Origin of the sequence: Pseudomonas sp. (genome assembly GCF_040514055.1) — a bacterium.
Taxonomy (GTDB): domain Bacteria; phylum Pseudomonadota; class Gammaproteobacteria; order Pseudomonadales; family Pseudomonadaceae; genus Aquipseudomonas.
In genome coordinates, this window is record NZ_JBEVDL010000077.1 from 39,704 (window position 1) to 63,314 (window position 23,611).

At 66.1% G+C, this 23,611-nt stretch carries 22 protein-coding genes; 8 read left to right on the forward strand and 14 right to left on the reverse strand.

Annotated elements, in window-relative coordinates; all coding sequences use genetic code 11:
- Nucleotides 1-42: 42 nt before the first annotated feature.
- The 3 genes from ABWY06_RS20365 to ABWY06_RS20375 all read right to left on the reverse strand — a co-directional run bounded on the left by ABWY06_RS20365 (nt 43) and on the right by ABWY06_RS20375 (nt 2,821).
- Nucleotides 43-633, reverse strand: coding sequence for a LysE family translocator (locus ABWY06_RS20365; protein WP_353927406.1), 591 nt, complete (start codon nt 631-633; stop codon nt 43-45).
- A 27-nt stretch (nt 634-660) separates the two neighbouring features.
- Entirely contained in the window at nt 661-1,518 is an 858-nt protein-coding gene (locus ABWY06_RS20370) for an AraC family transcriptional regulator (RefSeq protein WP_353927407.1), read from the reverse strand.
- A gap of 106 nt (nt 1,519-1,624) precedes the next feature.
- Nucleotides 1,625-2,821, reverse strand: a complete 1,197-nt coding sequence (locus ABWY06_RS20375) for a class I SAM-dependent rRNA methyltransferase (protein WP_353927408.1) — start codon at nt 2,819-2,821, stop codon at nt 1,625-1,627.
- A gap of 495 nt (nt 2,822-3,316) precedes the next feature.
- On the opposite strand from ABWY06_RS20375, the gene ABWY06_RS20380 reads away from it, so the two are divergent.
- From ABWY06_RS20380 to ABWY06_RS20390, 3 genes are all read left to right on the forward strand, one after another.
- Nucleotides 3,317-4,129 carry an HDOD domain-containing protein gene (locus ABWY06_RS20380; RefSeq protein ID WP_353927468.1) on the forward strand — a complete coding sequence of 271 codons (813 nt, stop codon included), beginning with the start codon at nt 3,317-3,319 and terminating at the stop codon, nt 4,127-4,129.
- Between the two features lie 74 nt (nt 4,130-4,203).
- Nucleotides 4,204-5,016, forward strand: a complete 813-nt coding sequence (mutM, locus tag ABWY06_RS20385) for a bifunctional DNA-formamidopyrimidine glycosylase/DNA-(apurinic or apyrimidinic site) lyase (RefSeq protein WP_353927409.1) — start codon at nt 4,204-4,206, stop codon at nt 5,014-5,016.
- A gap of 138 nt (nt 5,017-5,154) precedes the next feature.
- Nucleotides 5,155-5,490: a multidrug transporter gene (locus tag ABWY06_RS20390; protein ID WP_353927410.1), complete on the forward strand. Its 336-nt coding sequence runs from the start codon at nt 5,155-5,157 to the stop codon at nt 5,488-5,490.
- A gap of 25 nt (nt 5,491-5,515) precedes the next feature.
- Here ABWY06_RS20390 and ggt read toward each other — a convergent pair whose 3' ends face one another.
- The 7 genes from ggt to ABWY06_RS20425 all read right to left on the reverse strand — a co-directional run bounded on the left by ggt (nt 5,516) and on the right by ABWY06_RS20425 (nt 12,244).
- Nucleotides 5,516-7,246: a gamma-glutamyltransferase gene (ggt, locus tag ABWY06_RS20395; protein WP_502948233.1), complete on the reverse strand. Its 1,731-nt coding sequence runs from the start codon at nt 7,244-7,246 to the stop codon at nt 5,516-5,518.
- A gap of 3 nt (nt 7,247-7,249) precedes the next feature.
- A complete protein-coding gene (locus ABWY06_RS20400; RefSeq protein WP_353927411.1) occupies nt 7,250-7,501 on the reverse strand; it encodes a YfhL family 4Fe-4S dicluster ferredoxin in 252 nt (83 codons plus the stop codon).
- Between the two features lie 123 nt (nt 7,502-7,624).
- Nucleotides 7,625-8,104: a pantetheine-phosphate adenylyltransferase gene (gene coaD / locus ABWY06_RS20405; RefSeq protein WP_353927412.1), complete on the reverse strand. Its 480-nt coding sequence runs from the start codon at nt 8,102-8,104 to the stop codon at nt 7,625-7,627.
- Between the two features lie 78 nt (nt 8,105-8,182).
- On the reverse strand, nt 8,183-8,563 hold the full coding sequence (locus ABWY06_RS20410; RefSeq protein ID WP_353927413.1) for a phosphopantetheine adenylyltransferase: 381 nt from the start codon (nt 8,561-8,563) through the stop codon (nt 8,183-8,185).
- 1 nt (nt 8,564) lies between these two features.
- Nucleotides 8,565-10,172: a GMC family oxidoreductase gene (locus tag ABWY06_RS20415; protein WP_353927414.1), complete on the reverse strand. Its 1,608-nt coding sequence runs from the start codon at nt 10,170-10,172 to the stop codon at nt 8,565-8,567.
- Nucleotides 10,173-10,230: 58 nt separating this feature from the next.
- Nucleotides 10,231-10,776: a twin-arginine translocation pathway signal protein gene (locus ABWY06_RS20420; RefSeq protein ID WP_353927415.1), complete on the reverse strand. Its 546-nt coding sequence runs from the start codon at nt 10,774-10,776 to the stop codon at nt 10,231-10,233.
- 37 nt (nt 10,777-10,813) lie between these two features.
- Nucleotides 10,814-12,244 carry a coniferyl aldehyde dehydrogenase gene (locus ABWY06_RS20425; RefSeq protein ID WP_353927416.1) on the reverse strand — a complete coding sequence of 477 codons (1,431 nt, stop codon included), beginning with the start codon at nt 12,242-12,244 and terminating at the stop codon, nt 10,814-10,816.
- Nucleotides 12,245-12,430: 186 nt separating this feature from the next.
- On the opposite strand from ABWY06_RS20425, the gene ABWY06_RS20430 reads away from it, so the two are divergent.
- The 5 genes from ABWY06_RS20430 to ABWY06_RS20450 all read left to right on the forward strand — a co-directional run bounded on the left by ABWY06_RS20430 (nt 12,431) and on the right by ABWY06_RS20450 (nt 19,016).
- Nucleotides 12,431-13,105 carry a TetR/AcrR family transcriptional regulator gene (locus tag ABWY06_RS20430; protein WP_353927417.1) on the forward strand — a complete coding sequence of 225 codons (675 nt, stop codon included), beginning with the start codon at nt 12,431-12,433 and terminating at the stop codon, nt 13,103-13,105.
- 82 nt (nt 13,106-13,187) lie between these two features.
- Nucleotides 13,188-14,582, forward strand: coding sequence for a TackOD1 domain-containing metal-binding protein (locus tag ABWY06_RS20435; RefSeq protein WP_353927418.1), 1,395 nt, complete (start codon nt 13,188-13,190; stop codon nt 14,580-14,582).
- Nucleotides 14,583-14,585: 3 nt separating this feature from the next.
- A complete protein-coding gene (locus ABWY06_RS20440) occupies nt 14,586-15,914 on the forward strand; it encodes a glycosyltransferase family 2 protein (RefSeq protein WP_353927419.1) in 1,329 nt (442 codons plus the stop codon).
- Between the two features lies 1 nt (nt 15,915).
- The gene (locus ABWY06_RS20445) at nt 15,916-17,985 is read left to right on the forward strand and encodes a TolC family protein (RefSeq protein WP_353927420.1); all 2,070 of its coding nucleotides are present in this window, start codon (nt 15,916-15,918) and stop codon (nt 17,983-17,985) included.
- Nucleotides 17,982-19,016, forward strand: a complete 1,035-nt coding sequence (locus ABWY06_RS20450; RefSeq protein WP_353927421.1) for an HlyD family secretion protein — start codon at nt 17,982-17,984, stop codon at nt 19,014-19,016. Before ABWY06_RS20445 ends, ABWY06_RS20450 begins: the two co-directional genes overlap by 4 nt.
- Here ABWY06_RS20450 and ABWY06_RS20455 read toward each other — a convergent pair.
- The 4 genes from ABWY06_RS20455 to ABWY06_RS20470 all read right to left on the reverse strand — a co-directional run bounded on the left by ABWY06_RS20455 (nt 18,953) and on the right by ABWY06_RS20470 (nt 23,519).
- Nucleotides 18,953-19,990, reverse strand: coding sequence for a hydrolase (locus ABWY06_RS20455; RefSeq protein WP_353927422.1), 1,038 nt, complete (start codon nt 19,988-19,990; stop codon nt 18,953-18,955). The genes ABWY06_RS20450 and ABWY06_RS20455 overlap by 64 nt on opposite strands.
- Nucleotides 19,991-20,087: 97 nt before the next feature.
- The gene (rsmD, locus tag ABWY06_RS20460; protein WP_353927423.1) at nt 20,088-20,705 is read right to left on the reverse strand and encodes a 16S rRNA (guanine(966)-N(2))-methyltransferase RsmD; all 618 of its coding nucleotides are present in this window, start codon (nt 20,703-20,705) and stop codon (nt 20,088-20,090) included.
- 1 nt (nt 20,706) lies between these two features.
- Entirely contained in the window at nt 20,707-22,170 is a 1,464-nt protein-coding gene (locus tag ABWY06_RS20465; RefSeq protein ID WP_353927424.1) for a M16 family metallopeptidase, read from the reverse strand.
- The gene (locus ABWY06_RS20470; protein ID WP_353927425.1) at nt 22,167-23,519 is read right to left on the reverse strand and encodes a M16 family metallopeptidase; all 1,353 of its coding nucleotides are present in this window, start codon (nt 23,517-23,519) and stop codon (nt 22,167-22,169) included. The genes ABWY06_RS20465 and ABWY06_RS20470 overlap by 4 nt, the downstream gene beginning before the upstream one ends.
- Between the last annotated feature and the right edge of the window lie 92 nt (nt 23,520-23,611).

Consider the following 23,611-nt stretch of genomic DNA (forward strand, 5'->3'; position numbering starts at 1 on the left):
CGGATGCTGGAAAGGTGAACGGTCGGTCTGGCGCAAGGCGTCCTAGGCGAGCAGCGACAGTCCGGCCGAGGCCAGCAGTAACAGGGCCATGGCCTGGTTGAAGCCCTTGATCCGGGCGGGGCTGTGCAGAAACCGCGCGCTGGCGGCGCCCAGCCAGGCCCATAGGCCGAGGCAGGGCAGGGCGACCAGCAGGAACAGCAGTGCCAACAAGGCGATCGGTAGCGTGCCGTGGCGGAACAGGCTGACCACCGCCAGGGCCATCATCCAGCTCTTGGGGTTGATCAGCTGCAGCCCGGCGCCGGCCAGCAGGCCCAGGGACGGCTGGGGTCGTGGCGCGTCGGCGGCGCTGACGCTGGTCGGGCTGTGGTAGATCCGCCAGGCCAGGTGGGTCAACCACAGCAGGCCCAGTGCGGCCATGACCTGCTGCAGCCGGGGCTGCTGCACCAGCAGCTCGCCAAGGCCCAGGCCGACTGCCAGCAGCAGGCCGCTGGCCCCCAGGCTGGCGCCCAATACGATCGGCAGGGCGGCGCCCAGGCCATGGCGCGCGGCGGTGCCAAGCACCAGGAGATTGGTCGGGCCCGGGGTGATGGAGGCGACCAGGGCAAACAGCAGAAACGGCAGCAGGTGGGACATCAGGCAGGCTCGCGCAGTCAGGGGAGCTCAATCCTGGGGCGTGGCGACCTGGCGGTCTGGAGGATTTGTGCAGCGCCTGCGGTAATCCGCCGGCGTCATCCGGTAGGCCCGGCGGAACCAGCGTCCCAGGTGGCTCTGGTCGGCGAAACCGAGGGTCGCGGCGACCGCGGCCGGGCTGTCGCCCGCCGCCAGCAGGCACCGCGCCTCGGCCAGGCGCAGCTGGATCAGGTAGGCGTGCGGAGCCAGACCAAAGGCCGCCTTGAAGGCACGGGTCAGGCGAAAGCGGTCGACGCCGCAGGCTTGCGCCAGGTCATCCAGGCCGATGTTCTGCTGGCGTTGGGCATGCAGGTAGTCCCGTGCCCGTTGCGCCACTCGCGGCAGGCGCGGGTCCGGGTCGAGCCGTTTACGCCAGGCCAGGTGGCCGGTCAGGCTGCTGAGCAGATGGTCCAGGGCGGCCTGGCGGACGATGCGCAGCTCGTCGTCGTGCAGGGCCTGAAAGGCCATGGCGGTGGCCAGGGCCAAACGACTGTCCGTGCACAGGGTGGCGGCGAAACTCAGGTGCGGGTGTTCGGGGGCATCGTGAAACTGGGCGCGCAATTGATCCACCAGCCACTGCGGGTCGAGGTACAGCGTGCGGTAAGTGAAGCCGCCGGGTTCCGGGGCGTGGCCGTTGTGAATGTCGCCCGGCTCCAGCAGGAATACCCGGCCGGCCGTGCTGAAGTGACGGGTACGCCGGCAGTCGAACTGCTGCACGCCCAGCTCGGTGACGCCCACCAGGTAACTGTCGTGCCAGTGCGGGTCGTAGGCGTGGCCTTCGAAGTGCGCACGAATGGTTTCGATACCGGTTTCGCGGTCCTGGCGCAGGTCGATCCAGTGGCTGGTCATGGTGGGCGGTTAAGGCAGCGGGCGATGCGTTGACCCTAGCAGGGTCACGGGGCGCATTCTGGAAGATTTGTGCGCGGGAGGTCACGGGGGCTGACCTCCCGGCGAATCAGCCGTTGGGCAGCAGGCGTACGGTCATGCTCTTGATATAGCGTGTTTCGGCAATGGCCATATGCACCGGGTGGTCGGGGCCCTGGCCGCCGCGCTCGAGCAACTGGATATTGCGGTCCAGGTGGCGGGCGCTTTGCAGCAGGATGTTCTGCAGGTGGTCCTCTTCCAGGTGCATGGAGCAGGAGGCGCTGACCAGGATGCCGTCCTTGCTGAGCAGGCGCATGGCCGCTTCGTTGAGGCGGCGGTAGCCGGCCTCGCCATTCTTGATGTCCTTCTTGCGTTTGATAAAGGCCGGTGGGTCGGCAACTATCACGTCGAAGCGCTCTTCGGCCGCTTTCAGCTCTTTCAGGGCTTCGAACACATCGCCTTCCACGCAGGCGACCCGCTCGGCCACGCCGTTGAGGGTGGCGTTGCGCTCGACGCCGTCGAGGGCGAAGCCCGAGGCGTCCACGCACATCACTTCGCTGGCGCCGAAGGCCGCGGCCTGCACACCCCAACCGCCGATGTAGCTGAACAGGTCGAGCACACGTTTGCCTTTGACATAGGGTGCCAGGCGGGCGCGGTTCATACGGTGGTCATAAAACCAGCCGGTTTTCTGTCCGCTCATTACCGGTGCTTCGAATTTCACTCCGTTCTCTTCCAGGGCGACCCACTCCGGCACCAGACCGAAGGCGGTGTCGACGTAGCGGGTCAGGCCCTCGGCGTCACGGGCGGCGGAATCGTTCTTCCACAGCACACCGCTCGGCTTGATCACCTGGACCAGCGCGGCCAGCACATCGTCCTTGTGCCGTTCCATGGTGGCGGAGGCCAGTTGCACCACCAGGATATCGCCGAAGCGGTCGACGACCAGGCCCGGCAACAGGTCGGAATCGCCGTAGACCAGGCGGTAATAAGGCTTGTCGAACAGCTGCTCGCGCAGCGACAGCGCGACATTGAGGCGATGTACCAGCAGCGACTTGTCCAACACATGGCGGGTGTCGCGGGAGATCAGCCGGGCGCAGATCAGGTTGTTCGGGCTCAGGGCCACGATGCCCAGCGGCTTGCCCCCTGCGGCTTCGAGTATGGCTTGATCACCGGCGGCAAAGCCGTTGAGCGGGGTGGCGGCGGTGTCCACCTCGTTGCTGTAGACCCACAGGTGTCCGGCGCGCAGGCGGCGATCGGCATTGGCGTTGAGGCGCAGGCTGGGCAGGGACATGGAGGGCGCTCCGGAAAAAAGAGCGCGAGTATACCTCAAGCGCTGGCGCCTTCTCAGGGTCCAGGCGGGCCAGCCGCCCGGTGGCCGCCAGCCGCGTCTGGTTGAGAGCTGGTAGCGACTGCCAATCGGGTCGCCGCCGACCACCACGTCCTGGTCGACCCAGTGCGTGCCGGCATTTTTCAGGTCATCAGCCAGGGCCGCTCAACTCGACGTGTTCGAAGCCGTCGGTCACCAGCACCGCGACTTTTTGCCCTGCAATAAAAGGCTCATGGTCTCTCCTGGACAGTTGAAGACAGAGCCACCGGGTGGCGGCTGCTCACTCGGGTTCCGACCACGCTGGGGGGTAAGATTTCAGGCGGATGTCCCTCGATTGGCGCACGGAATCATCCAAAAAGCCTTGAAAACGATTAGACTGCGCGCCTGACTACGAGCGCCGACATGCAACCAGAAGAACTTTCCGCCGAACAGATCCGCCAGGCCTTGCAAGGCATCACGGTGCCGCCGCAGCCGCAGATCATGGTCGACCTGCAGATGGAGCAGTACATGCCCCATCCGGACCTGAAGATCATCGCCAAGCTGATCAGCCAGGATCCGGGGTTGTCCGGCGCCTTGCTCAAGATCGTCAATTCCCCGCATTTCGGCCTGACCAGCAAGGTCGCCTCGATCCAGCGCGCGGTTAACCTGCTGGGCAGTCGCTCGGTGATCAATATCATCAATGCCCTGTCGATCAAGGGTGAGATGAGCGACGAGACCATCGTTACCCTTAACCGCTTCTGGGACACGGCCCAGGACGTGGCCATGACTTGCCTGACCCTGGCCAAGCGCGTGGCCTGCGAGGCGGTGGACGAGGCCTATACCCTGGGGCTGTTCCATAACTGCGGCATTCCCTTGATGCTGCGGCGTTTCCCCAATTACATGGGCGTGCTGGAAGAGGCTTATGCCAGTGCCAGCGCCGAACGGCGCATCGTCGACACCGAGAATCGCCTGCTCAACACCAACCACGCGGTGGTCGGCTATTACACGGCCAAGTCCTGGAACCTGCCAACGCACCTGTGCGAGGCGATCGCCAATCACCACAACGCCCTGTCGATCTTCAGCGACGACTCCGGGCGCGACGCCCAGTTGAAGAACCTGCTGGCGATTCTCAAGATGGCCGAGCATATCTGTGCCTGCTATCGCGTGCTGGGGGCGCAGGAGGAGGACCACGAATGGGCCAGCATCGAGGGTCTGATCCTCGATTATGTCGGCCTGTCCGAATACGATTTCGTCAACCTCAAGGAAAGCATCCGCGAATTGGGCGTGCGTTGAACGTCGTGCTTGATCGTCACCGCGGATAGGGCGCAGGCTCGCTGCACCCTTGTTCGCCCTCGAAGTCCGTTGTCATGCCTGAACTCCCTGAAGTCGAAACCACCCGCCGCGGCATCGCCCCGCACCTCGAAGGTCAGCGCGTCGAAGCGGTCATCGTTCGCGAGCACCGCTTGCGTTGGCCGATTCCCGAGGACCTGGATACCCGTTTCTCCGGGCAGCGAATCGAGACGGTCGAACGGCGTGCCAAATACCTGTTGATCAAGGCCGAAGCGGGTACGCTGATCAGCCATCTGGGCATGTCCGGCAGTCTGCGCCTGGTCCCTAGCGAGACGCCGGCGGCCAAGCATGAACACGTCGACATCGTGCTCGAGTCGGGGCTGGCGCTGCGTTACACCGATCCGAGGCGTTTCGGTGCGCTGCTGTGGAGCGCCGACCCGTATAACCATGCGTTGTTGCTTCGCCTGGGGCCCGAGCCGCTGACCGAACTGTTCGACGGTGAGCGCCTGCTCCAGTGCTCACGTGGGCGCAGCATGGCGGTCAAGCCCTTTATCATGGATAACGCCGTGGTGGTGGGTGTGGGGAATATTTATGCCAGCGAGGCGCTGTTTGCCGCGGGTATCGACCCGCGTCGTGAAGCGGGCTCGATTTCCCGCGCGCGTTACCTGAAGCTGGCAACCGCCATCAAGGAGATCCTGGCCCACGCCATCAACCGCGGTGGCACCACCCTGCGCGATTTCGTCGGTGGCGACGGCCAACCCGGTTATTTCCAGCAGGAATTGTTCGTCTACGGTCGCGCCGGTGAATTTTGCAAGGTCTGTGGCAGTACGTTGCGCGACGTGCGCCTGGGTCAGCGGGCCAGTGTGTATTGTCCGGGCTGCCAGCGCTGAACGATGATTGAGTTGGCGGCGTACCGAAAAAGGTTGAAAATTCAATCTGCGCCGATTGACGGACTTCACGCTGACAATTGTTCGAGCGCTGTTATAGTTATCAACACCGTACCTAAAAATAGTTGAAGGATCGCATCCATGAACCTGTTTCGCTCAACCGCTGTTGTCTTAGCGCTGACCTCTGGCCTGCTGGCGCTTCCGGCGCACGCGGATGTAGCGGGTGCTGGTGCTGACCCCAAGTACTCCAACGCCAACGCGCCCAAGGCGTGGTCTATGGCTGCCGACCTGGTGATTGCCCGGCCGGCTCTGATCGCCGCCACGGTAATAGGTGCCGGTTTGTTTGTCGTGACGCTGCCGTTCTCGGCGGCAGGTGGCAATATCGGTGAAGCGGGTCATGCCTTCGTGGTGGAACCCGGCAAGGCGGCTTTCGTACGCTGCCTGGGTTGCACCACCAGCGGCTACAAGCGCGACTGACGCTTGGTTGACGGTAAAAAACCGGTCATTCGACCGGTTTTTTTATGCCTTCAACGGGGCGTGGCGGCAGCAACAGCGCTTGGCCGACGCCGCGTGGGTCGCTGGCCCCTTGCACCTGGGCACTGCGTTTATCCCACAGCAGCACCTGCTGGTTACCGTAGCTACGGTCCAGCGCCTTGAGGTGGTGCCCTCTGACCTGCAGCGACTTGGCCTGCTCGGCGTCGAATGCCCCGGGTTCATATTCGATCAGGTCGGGCAGGAATTGATGGTGATAACGCGGTGCCGCCACCCAGCGCTCGATCGGTTGGTCGTCGAGGTACTGCAGGATCGACAACAGCACCATGCTGGGAATGCGGCTGCCGCCAGGCGTACCGAAGGCCGCGAACTCGTCTTGGCTTTCGATAAAGGTCGGACTCATGCTCGACAGCGGACGCTTGCCGGCGGCGATGGCATTGCGTGCGCTGCCGGCCAGGCCATAGGCATTGGCGCCACTGAGATCGGCGGCGAAATCGTCCATCTCGTCATTCAGCAAGACGCCGGTGCCGGGTGCGGTAAAGGCCGCGCCAAATGGCAGGTTGATCGAGAGGGTGGCAGCGACCGCGTTGCCGTCGGCATCGATCAAGGCGAAATGGGTGGTGTGATCATCTTCGTGCCAGGGTTGGGGCAGCTCGGCGCTGGTGCTGGCGCGCGCCGGATCGATACTGCCTGCCAATGCCTTGAGGTAGTCGTGGCCGAGCAAGGCGTCCAGCGGGTTGTCGACGAAGTCCGGGTCGCCCAGGCGGGCGCGGTCGCGATAAGCCCGGCGCAGCGTCTCGACCACATAGTGGCTGCGCTGCAGCGGTTCGGCCTGGCGCCAGGGCAGCTGTTGCAACATGGCCAGGCTCTGGGCGATGGCCACGCCACCGGCCGAGGGAGGTGGCGCGCTGATCAGCTCGCGTCCGGCCTGCAGGGTGAACCGTAGCGGCGCGCGCTCGACGACGCGGTAGGCGGCCAGGTCGTCCAGGGACCAGATACCGCCCGCGGCTTGCACGCCTTTGACCAGGCGGCGTGCGGTTTCTCCCCCATAAAAGCCGGCGCTGCCCTGTTCGGCCAAGCGCTGCAGGGTCGCGGCCAGATCCGGCTGGCGCAGCACATGGCCTTCATCGGGTACTTGGTTTTGGACCAGGAATAATTGAGCGCTCTGGGGGTCGTCGCGCAGCGCCGCCAGGCGGAAGGTGGCGCGCTGACGGTAAACCCGATCGACGGCGAAACCCTGGTGCGCCAATTCGATGGCCGGTGCCAGCGACCGCCGCAGCGGCAGGCGTCCATGGCGTTCGGCCAGGTGCACCAGGGCGGCAGGCAGGCCGGGGATGGCCGCGGCCAGCGCGCCATCGAGCGACAGGGCCGGCTGCACCTTGCCCTCCCGTCGATAGAGGTCGGGACTGGCCTGGAGCGGCGCCCGCTCGCGGGCGTCGATAAAATGGTAACTGGCGGGGTCGTCTGAACCCTGGCCGTTTTTGCGCAGCAGAAAGAACCCGCCGCCGCCGAGCCCCGAGCTGTAGGGCTCGACCACGGCGAGGGCGGCGCTGACGGCGACGGCGGCATCGAAGGCGTTACCGCCAGCCTCCAGCGCACTGCGTCCCGCGGCATTGGCCAGCGGGTGGGCGCTGGCTATGGCGGCCTGCGCGGGTGGGCGGGCCTGGCTGTCGAGGCTGCACAGCAGCCAGAACAGCCCGAGTAGCGCGCCGCGGCCCCGGGTGCGTGGCCGGCACGGCACGGCTCAGGCCTTGCCGGTCAGGATCAGGTATTTTTCCATCAACTGGTCCTGGGTCTCGACATGGGCTTCATCCAGGGGGATGCAATCGACCGGGCAGACCTGCTGGCACTGGGGTTCGTTGTAGTGGCCGACGCACTCGGTGCACAGGTTGGGGTCGATGACATAGATTTCCTCGCCTTGGGAAATCGCGCCGTTCGGACATTCCGGCTCGCAGACGTCGCAGTTGATGCAATCGTCGGTAATGATCAGGGACATGGAGCAGCTCCTGCCGCGGCGGGCGGCTGCGACTGTGGAAAACGGTAGGCGCCAATTGTGCCGTATCGCGCCCGGCAACGCACGCCGCGCTGCGGTCAGGCATCGCCGTGAGGCGGCAGCGGCTTAGCGCTTGAACCGTTCGGTCAGGGCGTCGGCCACCGCAGGGTGGACGAACTTGCTGATATCCCCACCCAGCGCGGCGATTTCGCGCACCAGGGTCGAAGAAATAAAGGAGTATTTTTCCGAGGGGGTGAGGAACAGGCTTTCCACATCGGGCGCCAATTGGCGGTTCATATTGGCCAGTTGGAATTCATACTCGAAGTCCGAGACCGCGCGCAGACCACGCAGAAACGCGTTGGCCCCTTGCTCCTTGGCAAAGTGCGCCAGCAGGGTCGCAAAACCCACGACTTCGACATTGGGCAAATGCTTGGTCACTTCGCGCGCCAGGGCCACGCGCTGTTCCAGGGGAAACAGGGGGTTTTTCTTCGGGCTGGCGGCAACCGCGATTACCACGCTGTCGAACAGGCGCGAGGCGCGCTCGACCAGGTCGCCATGGCCTTTGGTGATGGGGTCAAAGGTGCCCGGATACAACACTCGATTCATCGTGACGTCCTGGCGGAGTCCGTAAGGGACTCGGATGGTAGCGCAGCAGGAGGCTACCGGCCAAGTCGGGTGCCCTGTTCAGCCGCCCCGGCGACCGACCAGGTACAGCACCAGCGCCAGGATCAGGCAGGCCAGGGCGACCCAGTCGACCAGCAGGACGCGGCGCAGCGCCTCGTTGTAGCTGCCGCCTGCGGCCAGGCCTAGAAAGCCGCCGACACTCAGCAGCCCACCGAGCAGCGCCAGCGGCTGCAGGGCGGGGCGCCAGGCAGCGAAAAGCAACAGGGCACCCAGCAGGCCGAAAAGGAGGGCGCGGCTGCGCATCAGCAGCAACAGGTTGGGTTCCTGGAAATCCAGGCCATAGAGTGCCGCCAGGCGCTCGGCGCCTAGCACGCCGGCAAGCGGCAGCATGTGGATAAGGCCGACCGGGACCAGCAGGGCCGAAAGCAGTTTACTGGCCATCTCACGCCACTTGCGCGGTCTTGCCCAGCCGCGTCGCCAGTGCGCTGGCCAGCTGTGCAGTCAGGCCGTAGATCGACAACTGCGGGTTTGCGCCAATGCTGGTGGGGAACAGCGAGCCGTCGTGAATCGACAGGTTTTCCAGCTGATGGTGGCGACCCAGGCTGTCGGTGACCGCTTGTCGCGGGTCTTCGCCCATGGCGCAGCCGCCCATGACGTGGGCACTGCCCAGGCGGGTGCGGTAGGGCGCCAGGTTCAGACTGTCGATCAGGCTGCGGGCCTCGCCCAGGGTCTTCACGTACTGTGCATCGGCGTGCAGCGGCAGCACGCTCTTGGCCCCCGCCGCGAACTGCACCTCGGCCATGGTGTGGAACGCCCGGCGGATGCCATCCCAGGTGTAATCGGTCATCGGGTAGTCGAGCACCGGCGTGCCGTCACCGCGCAGCTCGACCCGGCCCTCGGCGCTGTCGGGGTGAAAGCCATCGCGCATCAGCGCCAGCATGGCGTTGGTGTGCGGCAGTTGCTCCATGCGCAGGGCGTTGTCGATGCCGAAGCGCCCGAGCAGGGTGGCGGTCAGCGCCGGTTGCATGGGCGGTACTTCCAGCTTGTAGGACATGCGCCCGGTCGTGCCCTGGTCCCATTGGAAATGGTCGGAGTAGATCGATTGCGGTGCGCCATAGAAGGGATTGATCACCTGCTCGAACTGCGCCGCGGAAAAATTCACCAGGTGCAGGAAGGTGCGTTTGCCGAGCCGCTCGTGGGGGTCCGGGGCCGCCGAGCGCAGCAGGATGGCCGGGGTATTGATGCCGCCGCCGGCCAGGATGTAATGCCGCGCCTTGACCTGAATGCGCCGGCCGGTGGGTGCCACGCATCGGGCGTCCATGGCCAGGCATTCGAGGCCGTCGACCCGGTTGCCGCTCCACAGCACGCGCTCGACGCGGGCCAGGAACAGCAGCTCGCCGCCTTTTTCCAGGGTCGCGGGGATGGTGGTGACCAGCATCGACTGCTTGGCGTTGGTCGGGCAGCCCAGGCCGCAATACCCCAAGTTCCAGCAGCCGCGGACGTTGCGTGGAATGACTTTCCAGTGGTAGCCCAGTTTTTCGCAGCCGGCGCGAATCACGTCGTTGTTGGGATTCGGCGGGATCATCCAGGGCGCGACACCCAGGCGCTCTTCCATCCTGTCGAACCAGGGCGCCATGTCGGCGACGCCGTGACCGACCACCGCGTGTTCCTTGGCCCAGTGTTCCAGGGTCTGTGGCGGCGTGCGAAAACTCGAGGTCCAGTTGATCAGCGTGGTGCCGCCAACGGCGCGCCCCTGCATGATGGTGATGGCGCCGTCCTTGCTCATGCGCCCGCTGCCCTCCTGGTAGAGGTTGGCGTAGGCCTCGGGCTCGAGCATCTTGAAGTCGCTGCTGGTCTTGAGCGGGCCCTCCTCGATCAGCAGCACCTTGAACCCGGCGGCGCTGAGGATTTCCGCCGTGGTGCCACCCCCCGCACCGCTGCCCACGATGGCGACATCCACCTCGAGGTTCAGGTCCTGTTCCAGGCGCGAGCCGTCATGGGTTTTCCAGCCGCGGGCCAGGCCCTCTCTGAAACTATCGGGTACAGGCATCTGAGATTCTCGTTCTTATGAGTGCAGCAGCAGGGGCGGATCGGGTTAACGTCAGCGATCAGACGCTGGGCGGGCCGGGATAGCCGCAGTGGGCCCAGGATTCCGGGCGTCCGTACCAGCTCATGCTCACCAGTTGCAGCAGCGAGGAATGGCCCATCTGCAGCAGCTCCAGGGAACTGTCCTGCCAGCGCAGCAGAAAAGCGCGAATCGCCTCGGGTTCGGCATTTGCCCAACTGCCCCAGATGCCGGTCAGCGGCCCGCGGGTCAGCGGCGAGCTCAGCACGTCGAACAGCTGCAGGGTCAGCTTGAGCATTTCCGGCGACAAGTGCGCCAGGCTGAAGTCGAGGCTTTCCAGGGTGCCGCTGAGGGCCCTCGGCATTTTTTCGGCGGCCACCGCGCCTTCCAGGATCACCGGTATCAGTGCCCGCAGGACCACCAGGTCAGCCTCGCGCAGCACGTTCATCTGGGCGTAGGGCACGCTGGCCGAGCAGCCGCCGAGGGTCGCCGTCAGGCCGGCGGTGGCCAGTACGGCCGAGCCGAACAGGCCGATTTTCAGCAGGCCGCGCCGGGTCAGCGCGGGATCGATCGATAGGGTGTCTGTCATGCCGGTGCTCGTCGACGCCAGGTGGAGAGAGGAAGGTTCAGCGCACGAACAGCTTGTACACCAGCCGCTGCAGTGCCCGGCCGTAGGGCGGATAGATCAGGCGCGCGGCATTGAAGCGTTGTTTGATAAACACCCCCTTGGCCTTGCTGAAGGTCAGGAAGCCTTCATGGCCATGGTAGTGGCCCATGCCCGAGGGGCCGATGCCGCCAAAGGGCATGTCGTCCTGGGCGACGTGCAACAGGGTGTCGTTCAGGCACACGCCGCCGGAGTGGGTCTCGTGCAACACCCGCTGCTGCTCGCGCTTGTCGTAACCGAAGAAATACAGCGCCAGCGGCCGTGGGCGCTGATTGATATAGGCGAACGCCTGGTCGAGGGAATCGTAGGGCACGATGGGCAGCAGCGGGCCGAAGATTTCGTCCTGCATCACTTTCATGTCGTCCGTCACATTCAGCAGCACGGCCTGGGGCATGCGCCGGCCCTGGGCCGCGGGGTACAGGGGAACGATGGTTGCACCCTTGCTCTCGGCGTCCTGCAGATAGCCGTTGAGGCGCTGCAGTTGACGGTCGTTGACGATGGCGGTGTAATCCGGGTTGTCCTCGAGCGTGGGATAAAAACCCAGGACCACGTTGCGATAGGCCTCGACGAATCCCTGGACCCTGTCCCGGGGTACCAGCACGTAATCCGGGGCCACGCAGGTCTGCCCGGCATTCATGGTCTTGCCGAAGGCGATGCGTTCGGCGGCATCCTGCAGGGGCACCTCATGGGACACGATGGCCGGCGACTTGCCGCCCAGCTCCAGGGTGACCGGAGTGAGGTTCTCCGCGGCGGCGCGCATCACGTGTTTGCCGATACTGGTCGCACCGGTAAACAGCAGGTGATCGAAGGGCAGCCGGGAGAAGGCCATGCCCACTTCCGCCTCGCCCAGGGCTACCGCCACCAGGTCCTCGGGGAACACCTTGGCCAGCAGGGTCTTGAGCAACTGCGAGGTGGCCGGGGTCGACTCGCTCATCTTGATCATCACCCGGTTGCCCGCCGCCAGGGCGCCAACCAGTGGGCCGATGGCCAGAAACAGCGGGTAGTTCCACGGCACTATCACCCCGACCACGCCCAGCGGCTGATAGACCACCTTGGCCGAGGCCGGCTGGAAGGCCAGGCCCACGGCGCGGCGCGACGGTTTCATCCAGCCTTTCAGACGCTTGCAGGCATAGTGGATGCCTTGCAGGCTGGGCATCAGTTCGGCCAGCAGGGTTTCGTCGGCGGAGCGGTTGCTGAAGTCGCGGGAGATCGCCTCGATCAACGCCTTCTGTTCGTTGCGCAATACCGTGCCCAGGGCCTTGAGCCACTGGATGCGCTGTTCGGCGGCGGGCATCGGATGGGCCGTGAAGGCCTCCCGCTGGCGCTGGAACAGCTGGTCGAGCTGGCTGATTTGCTGTTGGCTGTGCTGAAGGTAGGCGATGTCGGCGACCATGGGGCGGCTCCTGGACGGTTCCTGCGGGACGGGTTCCCTGTAAGGCTGGTGGATTTTTAGAGCAATTGCTCTAATCTGTCAAATCTTGCCGCCTGGAGCCTGGCGCAACGGTTGCGGCTTTCGATTATGCTGCGCCCCAAGCAAGGGCCCTGTGCCACCGAGAACCCGCCGAGAGTCCGCCGCGTTATGGCCGCACCGATCAAGACCCGTGAGCGCATCATCCTGGCCAGCCTGGCGCTGTTCAACGCCCAGGGTGAGCGCAGCGTGACCACCAATCACATCGCCGCGCACCTGGGCATGTCCCCCGGCAACCTGTATTACCACTTCGCCAACAAGCAGGTGATCATCGCCGAGCTCTTCGCCCAGTACGAAGGCCAGGTGGATGTGTTTCTGCGCCTGCCCAGTGGCCGGGCGCTGACGGTGCAGGACAAGACCTATTACCTGGAGGCGTTGTTGGCCGCCATGTGGCATTACCGCTTCCTGCACCGCGACCTGGAGCACCTGCTGGAGGCCGATGGCGCGCTGGCGGCGCGTTACCGGGTATTCGCCCAGCGCTGCCTGGACCATGCCCAGGCGATCTACCAGGGCTTCGTCGATGCCGGCATCCTGTTGATGGACCGCGTGCAGATCGAGGCCCTGACCCTCAACAGCTGGATCATCATGACCTCCTGGGTGCGCTTTCTCTGCACCACCCGTGCCGATACCGGCGACCTCAACGAGGAGTTGCTGCGCCGCGGCATCTACCAGGTGCTGGCGCTCGAGGGCGGCCATGTCAGCGCGCAGTCGCGGCCGGCGATCGAGGCCCTGCAGCAGAAGCTGTTCGTGCCCCTGGACGACCGCTTCTACGGTACGGTGGGCTGATCCGGGTTGTGCCTTCGTCTATCGACTAATCTGCCTACTGCGCACATCGCGAGATTGAGCCTTAAGCTGTCATGGGGGGTGCATGTTCGATACCTTGCCCCGTGTTGCCGTACTCCGCAGGGAGCCGGATGCACAGTCGAGCGTTAGCCGGGCGGTGTTTACCAGTGTCGAGGCCCTGCTGGTGCAGCCGCCGTTCGATGTCTTGCTGCTCGAGTTGCCCAGTACCGAGGCCGGGCAGGCCTTGCGCCGCTTGCGCCGAGTCGAGGCCTATCACTTCAGCCTGATCTATTGCACCCAGGAGCCCGATACCTGGGGCCAGGCCCTGGGCGATGGCAGGGCACCGCCCAATCTGGCGCTGCTGGAGCCGTTGTGGCGCCTGTGGCGCGAGCGGCTGGCGCTGTTCAACCGCGGACGCGGCCCCGAACGCCTGGAAGGTCGCGTGCTGGCCTGGTTGTGGTTGCGCCCCAAGGCGCAACTGCGGGCGTTGTGCGATACCGCCTGCGCCCAGCACTATCGCTATCCGCTGATCGAGGCACTGGCCGGCGACGAAGGCTTCAATGCCTATGGCTGGTTACAGCTGATGCAGCAGAAGGCGTGGCTGGAAGCCACCGAGCTGCTGGACCGGCTGCGCCTGTGTGGCAGCTGCGGCTCCGGGCGACTCAATTACGTCGACGTCTGTGCGGAATGCCATGCGCTGGATATCGTCCGCCAGCCGTCCTTGCACTGCTTCACCTGTGGCCACGTCGGCGCGCAGGAGGAGTTTCTCAAGGATGGCGTGCTGATCTGCCCGAACTGCTACAGCCGCCTGCGGCATATCGGCAGCGACTATGACCGTCCGCTGGAAAACTATCGCTGCCGCGCTTGCCAGGCCTTCTTCGTCGATTCGGCGGTGGATGCGCGCTGCCTCGACTGCGGCGTGGTGCACAGCCCCGATCGTCTGCGGGTGCGCGAGGTGCGGCATTTCCAGCTTTCGGAAAGCGGGCGCTTGCGCTGTCGCCAGGGCCTGGAGGCTGGCAGCGCGGCGGATGCCTATTTCCAGCGTCTGAATCTGATGGGCGAGGCCGGCTTTCATGAACTGCTCGACTGGGAGCTGGCGCTGGTCAGGCGTTATGGCGAGCCCGGGTTTTCCCTGCTCGGCCTGCGCGTGGAGAACCTCGATCAGGTGTTCGCCGAGTTGGGCGAAATGCGCGGGCATGCACTGGTCGATGCGCTGGTCGAGCGGCTCCAGCAGATCATCCGCGATACCGACCGCTGCAATCGCAGCAGTGAAGACGTACTGTGGATGCTGCTGCCGCGGACCCCCGCAGTCGGCCTGCTGCGCCTGCAAGAGCGTCTGCTGGAGGGCGCGCAGCAGGTGCAGAAGGATGTCCTGCAGCAGATCAACCTGCGCCTGGTCGGCTTCACCGCTCCGGAGGAGATGCAGGCCGAGGAGAATGCGCCGCTGCTGCTGGCGCGCCTGACCGCAGGGTTGAACTGAACCATGGACCTCCTCGGGCAACTGGCCGATTTGATTAGCGCGCTGAGTGCGCCGGACGGATTGTCGCGGCTGTTTCTGATGCTGTTTCCATATTTCCTGTTATTCGAGCTGCCGCTCAACCTGCTGGTGATGCTCGGCGTGCTGCGCTGGGTCACCCGCCAGCGCAGCCGGGTGCCGTGCCAATCGCTGTATCGGCCGCGGGTGTCCTGCATCATCACCTGCTACAGCGAAGGCATGGACGTGCAGAAGACCCTGCTCAGCCTGTGCGAGCAGACCTATCCGGGGCCTATCGAGATCGTGCCGGTGGTCGATGGCGCGGCGGTCAACCCGGACACCCTGCGGGCGGTGCGCAGTTTCCGGTGCGACCCACTGCTCTACCCGCGTCGCCACCTGCGGCCGATCGCCAAGTGGCAACGCGGGGGACGGGTGTCGTCGCTGAATGCCGGGCTGGCGCTGTGCTCGGGGGAGATCATCCTGGTGCATGACGGCGACACCTCCTTCGACAACAACATGGTCAGCGCCATGGTTCGCCATTTCGAGGACCCCAATGTGCCCGCGGTGGCGGGCAGCCTGCGCGTGCGCAACACCTGGGCCTCGTTGAGTACGGCCATGCAGGCCCTGGAGTACCTGTTGTCGATCCATATGGCGAAGATCGGGCTCAGCGAATGGAACCTGGTCAATAACGTTTCCGGCGCGTTCGGCGCGTTCCGTCGCAGCTTTATCGAACGCGCCGGCGGTTGGGATACCCATACCGCGGAGGACCTGGATATCACCTTGCGCATCAAGAGCTATTTCGGCCGCTACAAGGGCCTGCGCATCCCCTTCGAGCCAGAGGCCATCGGCCATACCGATGCGCCGGTGACGTTTCGCCAGTTCCTGATGCAACGCCTGCGCTGGGACGGCGACCTGCTGTTCCTCTATGTGCGCAAGCACCCCGCCAGCATCACGCCGCGCCTGATGGGCTGGGGTAATTTCATCATGACCCTGGTCAGCGGTTTCTTCTTTCAACTGGTACTGCCGTTCATCATTCTCGGCTATAGCCTGTTCGCCCTGCTGGTGCTGCCCTGGGAGACCCTGGCCTTGCTGGGCACCCTGGTCTACCTGCTGTACCTGCTGATCACCCTGCTGCTGTACCTGTGCATGCTGGGGCTGATTTCCGAGCGGCCCCGAGAGGACCTGCGCCTGGCGGTGCTGGTACCGATCTTCCCGCTGTTTATGTTCATCATGCGCTGCTGGAGTGCAGTGGCCATGCTCAACGAGTGGTTCCGTCGCGGCCATGAGGAAACCAGCATGGCGCCCTGGTGGGTCATCAAGAAGGCAAAGAGGTTCTGAGATGCGGGCAGGCTGGCTGACGACCCTGATCGTGCTGAGCCTGCCGCTGGCGGCGCAGCCGCTGCCCCTGTCGCAGCTGCTGGAGCGCCTCGAGGAGGGTCCGGCACTGCAGCAGGCCGCCCAGCAGCTGCACGCGGCGCAGGCCGAACAGGCGCTGCGCGAGGCCGAGCGGGGCTGGAGCCTGTTCGGCAGTGCCAGCACCGGCGACTACCGCGACCTCGATACCCTCGGTGGGGCGGAAACCTACGATGAATACGTCGGCCAGGACTATCAGCTGGGCCTGCGCTATCCCTTGCTGGGCAGCCTTAAACGGCAGATCGAGGCGGTCAACCGCAGCCGCTCGGCGGTGCAGCAGCAACAGCTGGGATTGGCCCTGCAAAAAGCCGAGCACCGCCTGCTGCTGCGCAGTGCCTATGCCGATTGGTGGGCGGCGCAGGCCGTGCACCAGTGGTGCGGGCAGGTGCAGGCGGTGGCCCGCGACGCGCAGACCAGCCTGGAGGCGCGCTGGCGTGCCGGCTGGCTGCGCACCTCCGCGACCCAGGACCAGCGCAATGCCTGGCGCGTCCTGCAGCGCCAGTGCCAGGGCAGTGGCGGACTGCAGGCGGAGGCCCAGGCGATGCTCGGTCTGTTGGTTCCGTTACCCGCCGAGGCCAGCGCCCAGGTCGAGGCGTTGGCCAGCCAGCCCCAGGGACTGGAAGCCTGGCGCGGGGCGCTGACCGGCCATCCGCGTCTGAACCAGCGCGAGCAGGCCCTGCAGCTGGCCGAGGCGCAGCGGGGTGGTCGCTGGTATGACAGCGTGGACTCCAGCTTCAGCCTGGCGCAGTCACTGCAGGACCGTAACGACTATCGGCGTAATGGCGATGGCTTGGTAGCCAGCCTGGCCTTTGCCATGCCCTTCGATCTGCTCGGTGCCGATCAGGCTCGTCAGCGCCTGGGCGAAGCCAACTACCGCGCGGCACAGCAGGCCCTGGCCGCCGAGCGGCAGCAGTTGCAGTTCAGCCTGTTCAAGGGCTTGCGCGCCTATCGCCAGAGCCTTGAAGGGCTGCAGGCCAGCCTGGAACGGGTACCCCAGGCCGAGCAGCTGTGGCACGAGCGCCGGGCGCGGCGCGGGGTCGAAGGCGAGGAGGGGCTGGTGGCGTTGCTCGAGGCGCAGCGTGGCTATCAGGCGGCGCTGCTCGGGCGGATCCAGGCCTGGCATGCCAGCTGGCTGCGCGAAGCCGAGCTGCGCCTGCTGCTGGACGATCAGCCCGGGCTCGAGGAGCTGCTGGGCGGCGCGCGTCTGCACTGGCCACATCCGGTCAGTGCCGCGACGGGGGCCTGGAGCCAGGGCATGTATATCTGGGACAGCCGCGCCCTGCTCGATCCGGCGCGCCAAGGCAGCGAACTGCAGCAGCTGCGCCGCAGCGGCATGGGCCAGCTGTATGTCGGCCTCTCGGCGGCCCAGGTGCGGGCAGGCAGTCAGACCGAACGCACGCTGGCGGCCTTGCTGCAGGCGGCCGAATCGCAAGGGCTGCGCGTCAGCCTGCTACTCGGCGAGCCGAGCTGGATTACCGAGCAGGGGCGACCCGAGCTACTGGGCCTGCTGGAGCGTTACCGCGACCTGCCGTTCGCCGGTTTGCACCTGGATCTGGAAGTCGAACAGCTGGGCTGGCCGGTCCCGCCTGAGCGCTTGCAGCAGTGGCTGGATACCCTGGCTGCGGTGGCGCGGCGCAGCCCCTGGCCCCTGGCGATTTCCAGCCACCCGCGCTGGTTCGAGGCGACGGCTGCCGATACGCCCTGCATTCCCTGTGGCCTCGGACAGATCGAGCAAGTCAGCCTGATGATCTATCGCCGCGACCCGCGGCGCAGCGCCGAGACGGCGCTCGCCATCGCCGCGCGCTGGCCGCAGTTGCGCTTTCGCCTGGCGCAGAGTGTCGAGCGGGAGCTGGACACCCACCTGAGCTGGAAAGGCGTCAGCGCGGCGCAACTGCAAGCCCAGGTAACGGCCTGGCAACCCGAGCTGTCAGCCGCCGGCATTGCCGGTATCGACTGGCAGGACTGGGAGGATTATCCACGCCAGGGACTTCCATGAAGATTCGCTTTACCGGTGACAAGGAACGCAACCCGACCCAGGAGGCCGGCCTCAAGGTGCTGTATGCGCCGGGCAAGCGCATGGCCTTCCGCCTGCGCTGGTACCTGATCCTGTTGCTGATCAGCAGCCCGTTGCTGTGGTTCTTCGGCCGCCTGGCGGCCGATTACCTGCGGATCGAGGCGCCGGCACAGATCCAGCTGCCGATGGTCGAGTTGCGGGCCCGCGAGGCCGGTACGGTGGCCGAGCTGTCAGTCAAGGTGGGCGATCAAGTGCGGTCTGGCCAGTTGCTGCTGAGCCTGGACAACCCCGAGTGGCGCCTGCGTATCCAGCAGCTGCAGCCCGTCGAGGTGCCGGCCAGCGGTTCGGTGTCGAGGCCAGCGCTGCCGTTTCAGCAGCGCGCGATCGACCTGGCCCGCCAGCGTGTCAGCCAGCTCCAGGCGCTGCTGGCCCAGGGCGCGGCGACCCGTGGCGAGCTGCTCACGGCCCAGGCCGACTTGAATGCCCAGCAGCAGCTCCTGCTCGAGCAGGACGCGCGCCTGCGCACCCAGCGCAGCCAGGCCGAGGGCGATCCGCTGCAGTTGCGGCGCGAGGAGCGCGAGCGGCAGTGGCTGCAATCAAGGCTCGAGGGGTTGCGGTTGAACGCCAGCGAGGACGGTCGGGTCGCCGAGGTATTGGTCGGCCGCGGGGAAAATGTCGGCCCGGGTACGGTGTTGATGCGCCTGGAACGCCCGGTCGAGCCGTTGCTGCTGATTTACCTGGAGCCGCGTTTCGCCGCTTATGCCGCGCCAGGGCAGCCGCTGCAGGTGCGCCTGCCGGATGGCAGCTGGCAGGCCGCGCGGGTGCTGCAGGCGGCCGACAGCGCGCGGCGCTTGCCGGCGGACATGCAGAAACCCTTTACCGTCAGCCAGATGGGCCTGCTGGTGCCGGCTGAGTTCGAGCAGCCGCTGTCGCCGCTGTGGCGGGTCGATCAGTTGCCGCTGAAGGTGCGCTTCCCGCACGACTGGTCGTGGCTCGCCGGTTTCGACGACTGAGCCAGCAGCCACTGCGGGATCCGCCGTTCCAGGTAGTACCCGGGGCGGCGCGGTGTGCCCTCGATAAAGCCGACATGCCCGCCTCGGGCATGCAGTTCCAGTTCGGTGCCGCTCGCCAGTTCCTCGGGCTGCGGCACGCTGTGGGGAAACACAAAGGGATCGTCGGCGGCCTGGATCAGCAGGGTCGGGGTGCGAATCTGCCCGAGAAAAAAGCGACTGGAGGCGCGTCGGTAATAGTCGCCAGCGTCGGTATAACCGTGCAGCGGCGCGGTGAAACGTCCGTCGAACTGCCAGAACGTGCGCAGGTCGTCCAGGCCGCCCAGGTTTTGCAGGGCGGCCAGGCGCTCATGTTGGCCTTCGTGCTGGAAGCGCCGCTGCTTGTCGCGCACATAACCCACCAGTGCACGCATGAAGTGCGCCTGGTAGAAGCGCGACAGGCCCAGGCTCATGCGGTCGGCGCAGTGGTCCAGGCGAAAGGGCACGGACACCGCCACCGCGCCTTGCAGGCCACTGTCGGTGCCGGTCTCGCCCAGGTGCTTGAGCAGCACATTGCCGCCCAGGGAGTAACCCACGGCGTACAGCGGTGCCAGCGGTCGTTGCGCGTGCAGGTGCTCAAGCACGGCGGCCAGGTCCTCGCTGGCGCCGGAGTGGTAGCCCCGGGGCAGCAGGTTGGGCTCCCCCGAGCAACCGCGCCAGTTCACCGCGACGCTGGCCCAGCCCTGCGCCGCCAGCCGTTGCTGCAAGCCCAGCACATAGAGCGAGTGTGAGGAGCCGCTGAGGCCGTGTAGCACCGTGACCAGCGGCGCCTGGGCGTCGTGGGGGCCGAACCAGTCGAGGTCGAGAAAATCGCCATCGGCCAGCCATAAGCGCTCGCGTTGCCGTTGCAACGCCGGGGGCGGCCGGCAGAAGGCGCTCCACACCGTCTGCAGGTGGGCGCCGGGCAGCCACCAGGCGGGTTGGAAGGGCGGCGTCATGAGGGGGACTCTGGTCAGTCGGGGTTCAGACGCTCAGGCTAGAGCCTTTGCTGGCAAAACAGAAGGGCCATTGGCCGGGCGAATGCCGGCCCAAGGCTCAGGCCGTGCGTTGCCACAAGGCATAGAACACCTGGCCAGCCTTCTGCTCGCGGTGCAGGCGCCAGTTACCGGGCAGGCCCAGGCCCGAGGGGGCGTTTTCGCTCTCGGTGTAGATCCACGCCCGTTCGGCCAGCCAGCCTTTTTCCTCCAGCAGCGTGCAGGCCGGCAGCAGCAGGTTCTGGCTGAAGGGCGGATCAAGGAAGACCAGGTCGAAGGGGGTGGCCGGCTGGTTCTCCAAATAGCGCAGGGCGTCGCCGTGCAGCAGCTGGCCGTTGCCGCATTTAAGGGTTTCCAGGGTCTGGCGCAGGCTGGCGATGGCCGCGGCGTTCAGGTCCAGGGCCAGGGCCATGCTGGCGCCACGGGACAGCGCCTCCAGGTACAGCGCGCCGCTGCCGGCAAACAGGTCGAAGACCCGCGCGCCGACGATCTGCGTGGCCAGCCAGTTGAACAGGGTCTCGCGGACCCGGTTCGGCGTGGGACGCAGGCCATGGGCCATGGGGAAGCTGAACTGGCGCGAGCGCCACTCGCCGCCAATGATCCGCAGCTGCCCCTGGCCGCCGTGGGCGGCCTGCCTGGACGAGGCTGGGCGCGGGGTTTGTGGGCTCTTGTCGCGCATCTCAGTGCTCCGGTACGCCCAGGGGCGGTTCGACCAGGGAATCGGTGGGGGCTGGCAGCGGCTTTTGCGCCACGCTGGGACCGGCGGTGACTATGACCAACTGATCGACATTCAGGTGCTTGGCCATGGCCGTCTTGACCTCGTCGACGCTCAGGGCCTGAACCTTGCGCATAAAGTCTTCCAGGTGGGTCAGTGGCAGGTCGTAGAAGCCGATGGCGCCCAGTTGCCCGACTATGTCGGCATTGCTCGCGGTGCTCAAGGGAAAGCTGCCGGCCAGTTCGCGTTTGGCATCGTCCAGTTCCTTGGGCGTGGGGCCGCTGGCCAGGTAGTCACGCAACAACTGTTGCACCAGGGCCAGGGTGCCTTCACTGAGCTCGGCACGGGTCTGCAAGCTGATGGTGAACGGACCGCGGGCCTGCATGGCGCTGAAACCGGAATAGATACCGTAGGTCAGCCCGCGCTTTTCGCGGATTTCGGTCATCAGTCGGGTACCGAAACCGCCACCGCCCAGCACCTGGTTGCCCAGGTAAAGCGCGGCATAGTCGGGGTCCTGGCGGTCAATGCCCAGTTGCGCGAGCAACAGGTGGGTCTGGTTGGACGGAAACTCGATATGCGTCAGGCCGGCCTTGGGGGGGTGCGGTTGAGCCATCTTCGGTAGGGCCGGGCCTTTGGGCAGCGCGGCCGAAACCTGCGCGGCCAGCGCCTGGGCTTCCTCCCGGGAGAGGTCGCCCACCAACGCGATCACCAGATTGCCCGGGGTATAGGCCTGGGCGTGGAACGCCCGCAGTTGCGCGGGGCTGATGCCCGGGATGGACTGCGCCGTGCCCTCGCTGGAGTGTGCGTAAGGGTGCTCGCCGTACAGGCGCTTGAACAGCTCCAGGCCGGCCAGGGTGCCAGGGTTCTGTTTCTGATACTCGAAACCGGCCAGCACCTGGTTCTTGATCCGTGCCAGCGCGTCTGCAGGGAAGCTCGGTTGGCCGAGCACCTGAGCGAACAGCTGCAGGGCCGGCTCGCGTTGCGCCGGGGCACTCAGGCTGCGCAGCGAGGCGACTGCCATGTCACGGTAGGCGCCGTTGCCGAACTCGGCACCCAGGTCCTCGAAGCCTTCGGCGATCGCGGTGACGTCCTTGCCCGGTACGCCCTCGTTAAGCATGGCGTTGGTCAGCATGGCCAGGCCCGGTACCCCGGCGTCCTGGCTGCTGCCGGCGGCGAAGGTCAGGCGCAGGTCGAACATGGGCAGCTGCCGCGCTTCGACGAACAGCACCTTGGCGCCTTCGGCGGTCCGCCAGGTCTGGATGTCCAGCGCGCGGTGGCTGGGGTCCTTGCCGTCCAGCTCGGCCAGGGAATTCAGTGCCGGCAAGGGCGCAGGCGCCGCGGGGGCTTGCGCGGCAGGCGACTGGCAGCCCAGCAGACCACCCAGCAGGGCGGCGAGGACCAGTTGACGTAAGCCGTGGTGCGCGCTCATGGACGGGCCTCCTGGGGCAGAATATGGGCGACGCTCAAGCGCTCGCGGGTAAAGAAGGTGCGCGCGGCCTGCTGGATATCGGCGGGGGTAACGGCTTCGAGCGCGGCCAGCTCCTGGTCCATCAGGGTCCAGGACAGGCCAACGGTTTCCAGCTGGCCAATGGTGGTCGCCTGGCTGGTGATGGAGTCGCGCTCGAAAACCAGGCCGGCGATCACCTGGGCGCGTACCCGCTGCAGTTCCGCCACGGAGGGTGCCTGCTGTTTGAGGTCGTCCAGCTGGCGCCACAGACCGGCTTCGGTCTCGGCCAGGGTCTTGCCTTTCTGAGTATTGGGTGTTGCGCTGAGCACGAACAGGCTGTCGCCGCGGGCATGGGCGTCGTACCAGGACGAGGCACTGGAGACCAGTTCTTCACCGCGTTCCAGGCGTGCCGACAGGCGTGCGCTGTAGCCGCCGTCGAGCAGGGCCGAGATCAGGCGCAGGGCGTGCACCTGGCGGGCGTCCTTGGCGGTGGCCAGGCCGGGCACATTGAACCCCAGCAGCAGGCTGGGCAGCTGGGTTTTCAGGTGCAGGGTCAGGCGCCGCTCGCCCGGCTCGGCCAGCTCGCGCGGCACTTTGGCCGGCGGCACGGCGCGGCGCGGGATGGCGCCGAAGTAACGTTCGGCCAGGGCCTTGACCGCCTGCGGCTCGACATCGCCGACCACCACCAGGGTGGCATTGTTCGGCGCGTACCAGGCTTCGTACCAGGCGCGCAGCTCTTCGACCTTCATGCGCTGCAGGTCGGCCATCCAGCCGATGGTCGGGGTGTGATAGCCGCTGGCCGGGTAGGCCATGGCCTTGAAGCGCTCGAAGGCCAGGGAGTTGGGCTTGTCGTCGGTGCGCAGGCGCCGCTCCTCCTTGATCACCTCGATCTCACGGCTGAATTCCGCCGGAGGCAGGCGCAGGCTGGCCAAGCGGTCGGCCTCCAGTTCGAAGGCCACGCCCAGGCGGTCGCTGGCCAGGACCTGGTAGTAGGCGGTGTAGTCGTCGCTGGTGAAGGCGTTTTCCTCGGCGCCCAGTTCGCGCAGCACGCGGGAGGCGTCGCCAGGCCCGAGTTTTTCGCTGCCCTTGAACATCATGTGCTCGAGGGCATGGGACAGGCCGGTCTGCCCCGGGGTTTCATAGCTGGAGCCGACCTTGTACCAGATCTGCGAGACCACCACGGGGGCGCGGTGATCCTCGCGGACAATCAGCTTGAGGCCGTTGTCCAGGGTGAATTCGTGGGTGGGTTGGGGTTGCGCGGCCAACAGGGGCAGCGGCAAGCAGAGAGCGCCGAACAGCAGGCCGGCGGCGCAGCGGGCAATCGCAATCATCGAGGTTTTGACCTATAGGACGGCCCGCGTGGTCTTAGCGTCGGCGGGCGAGGAGGTGCTAGGATACTCATCCGTTTTACTGGCGGCCACGC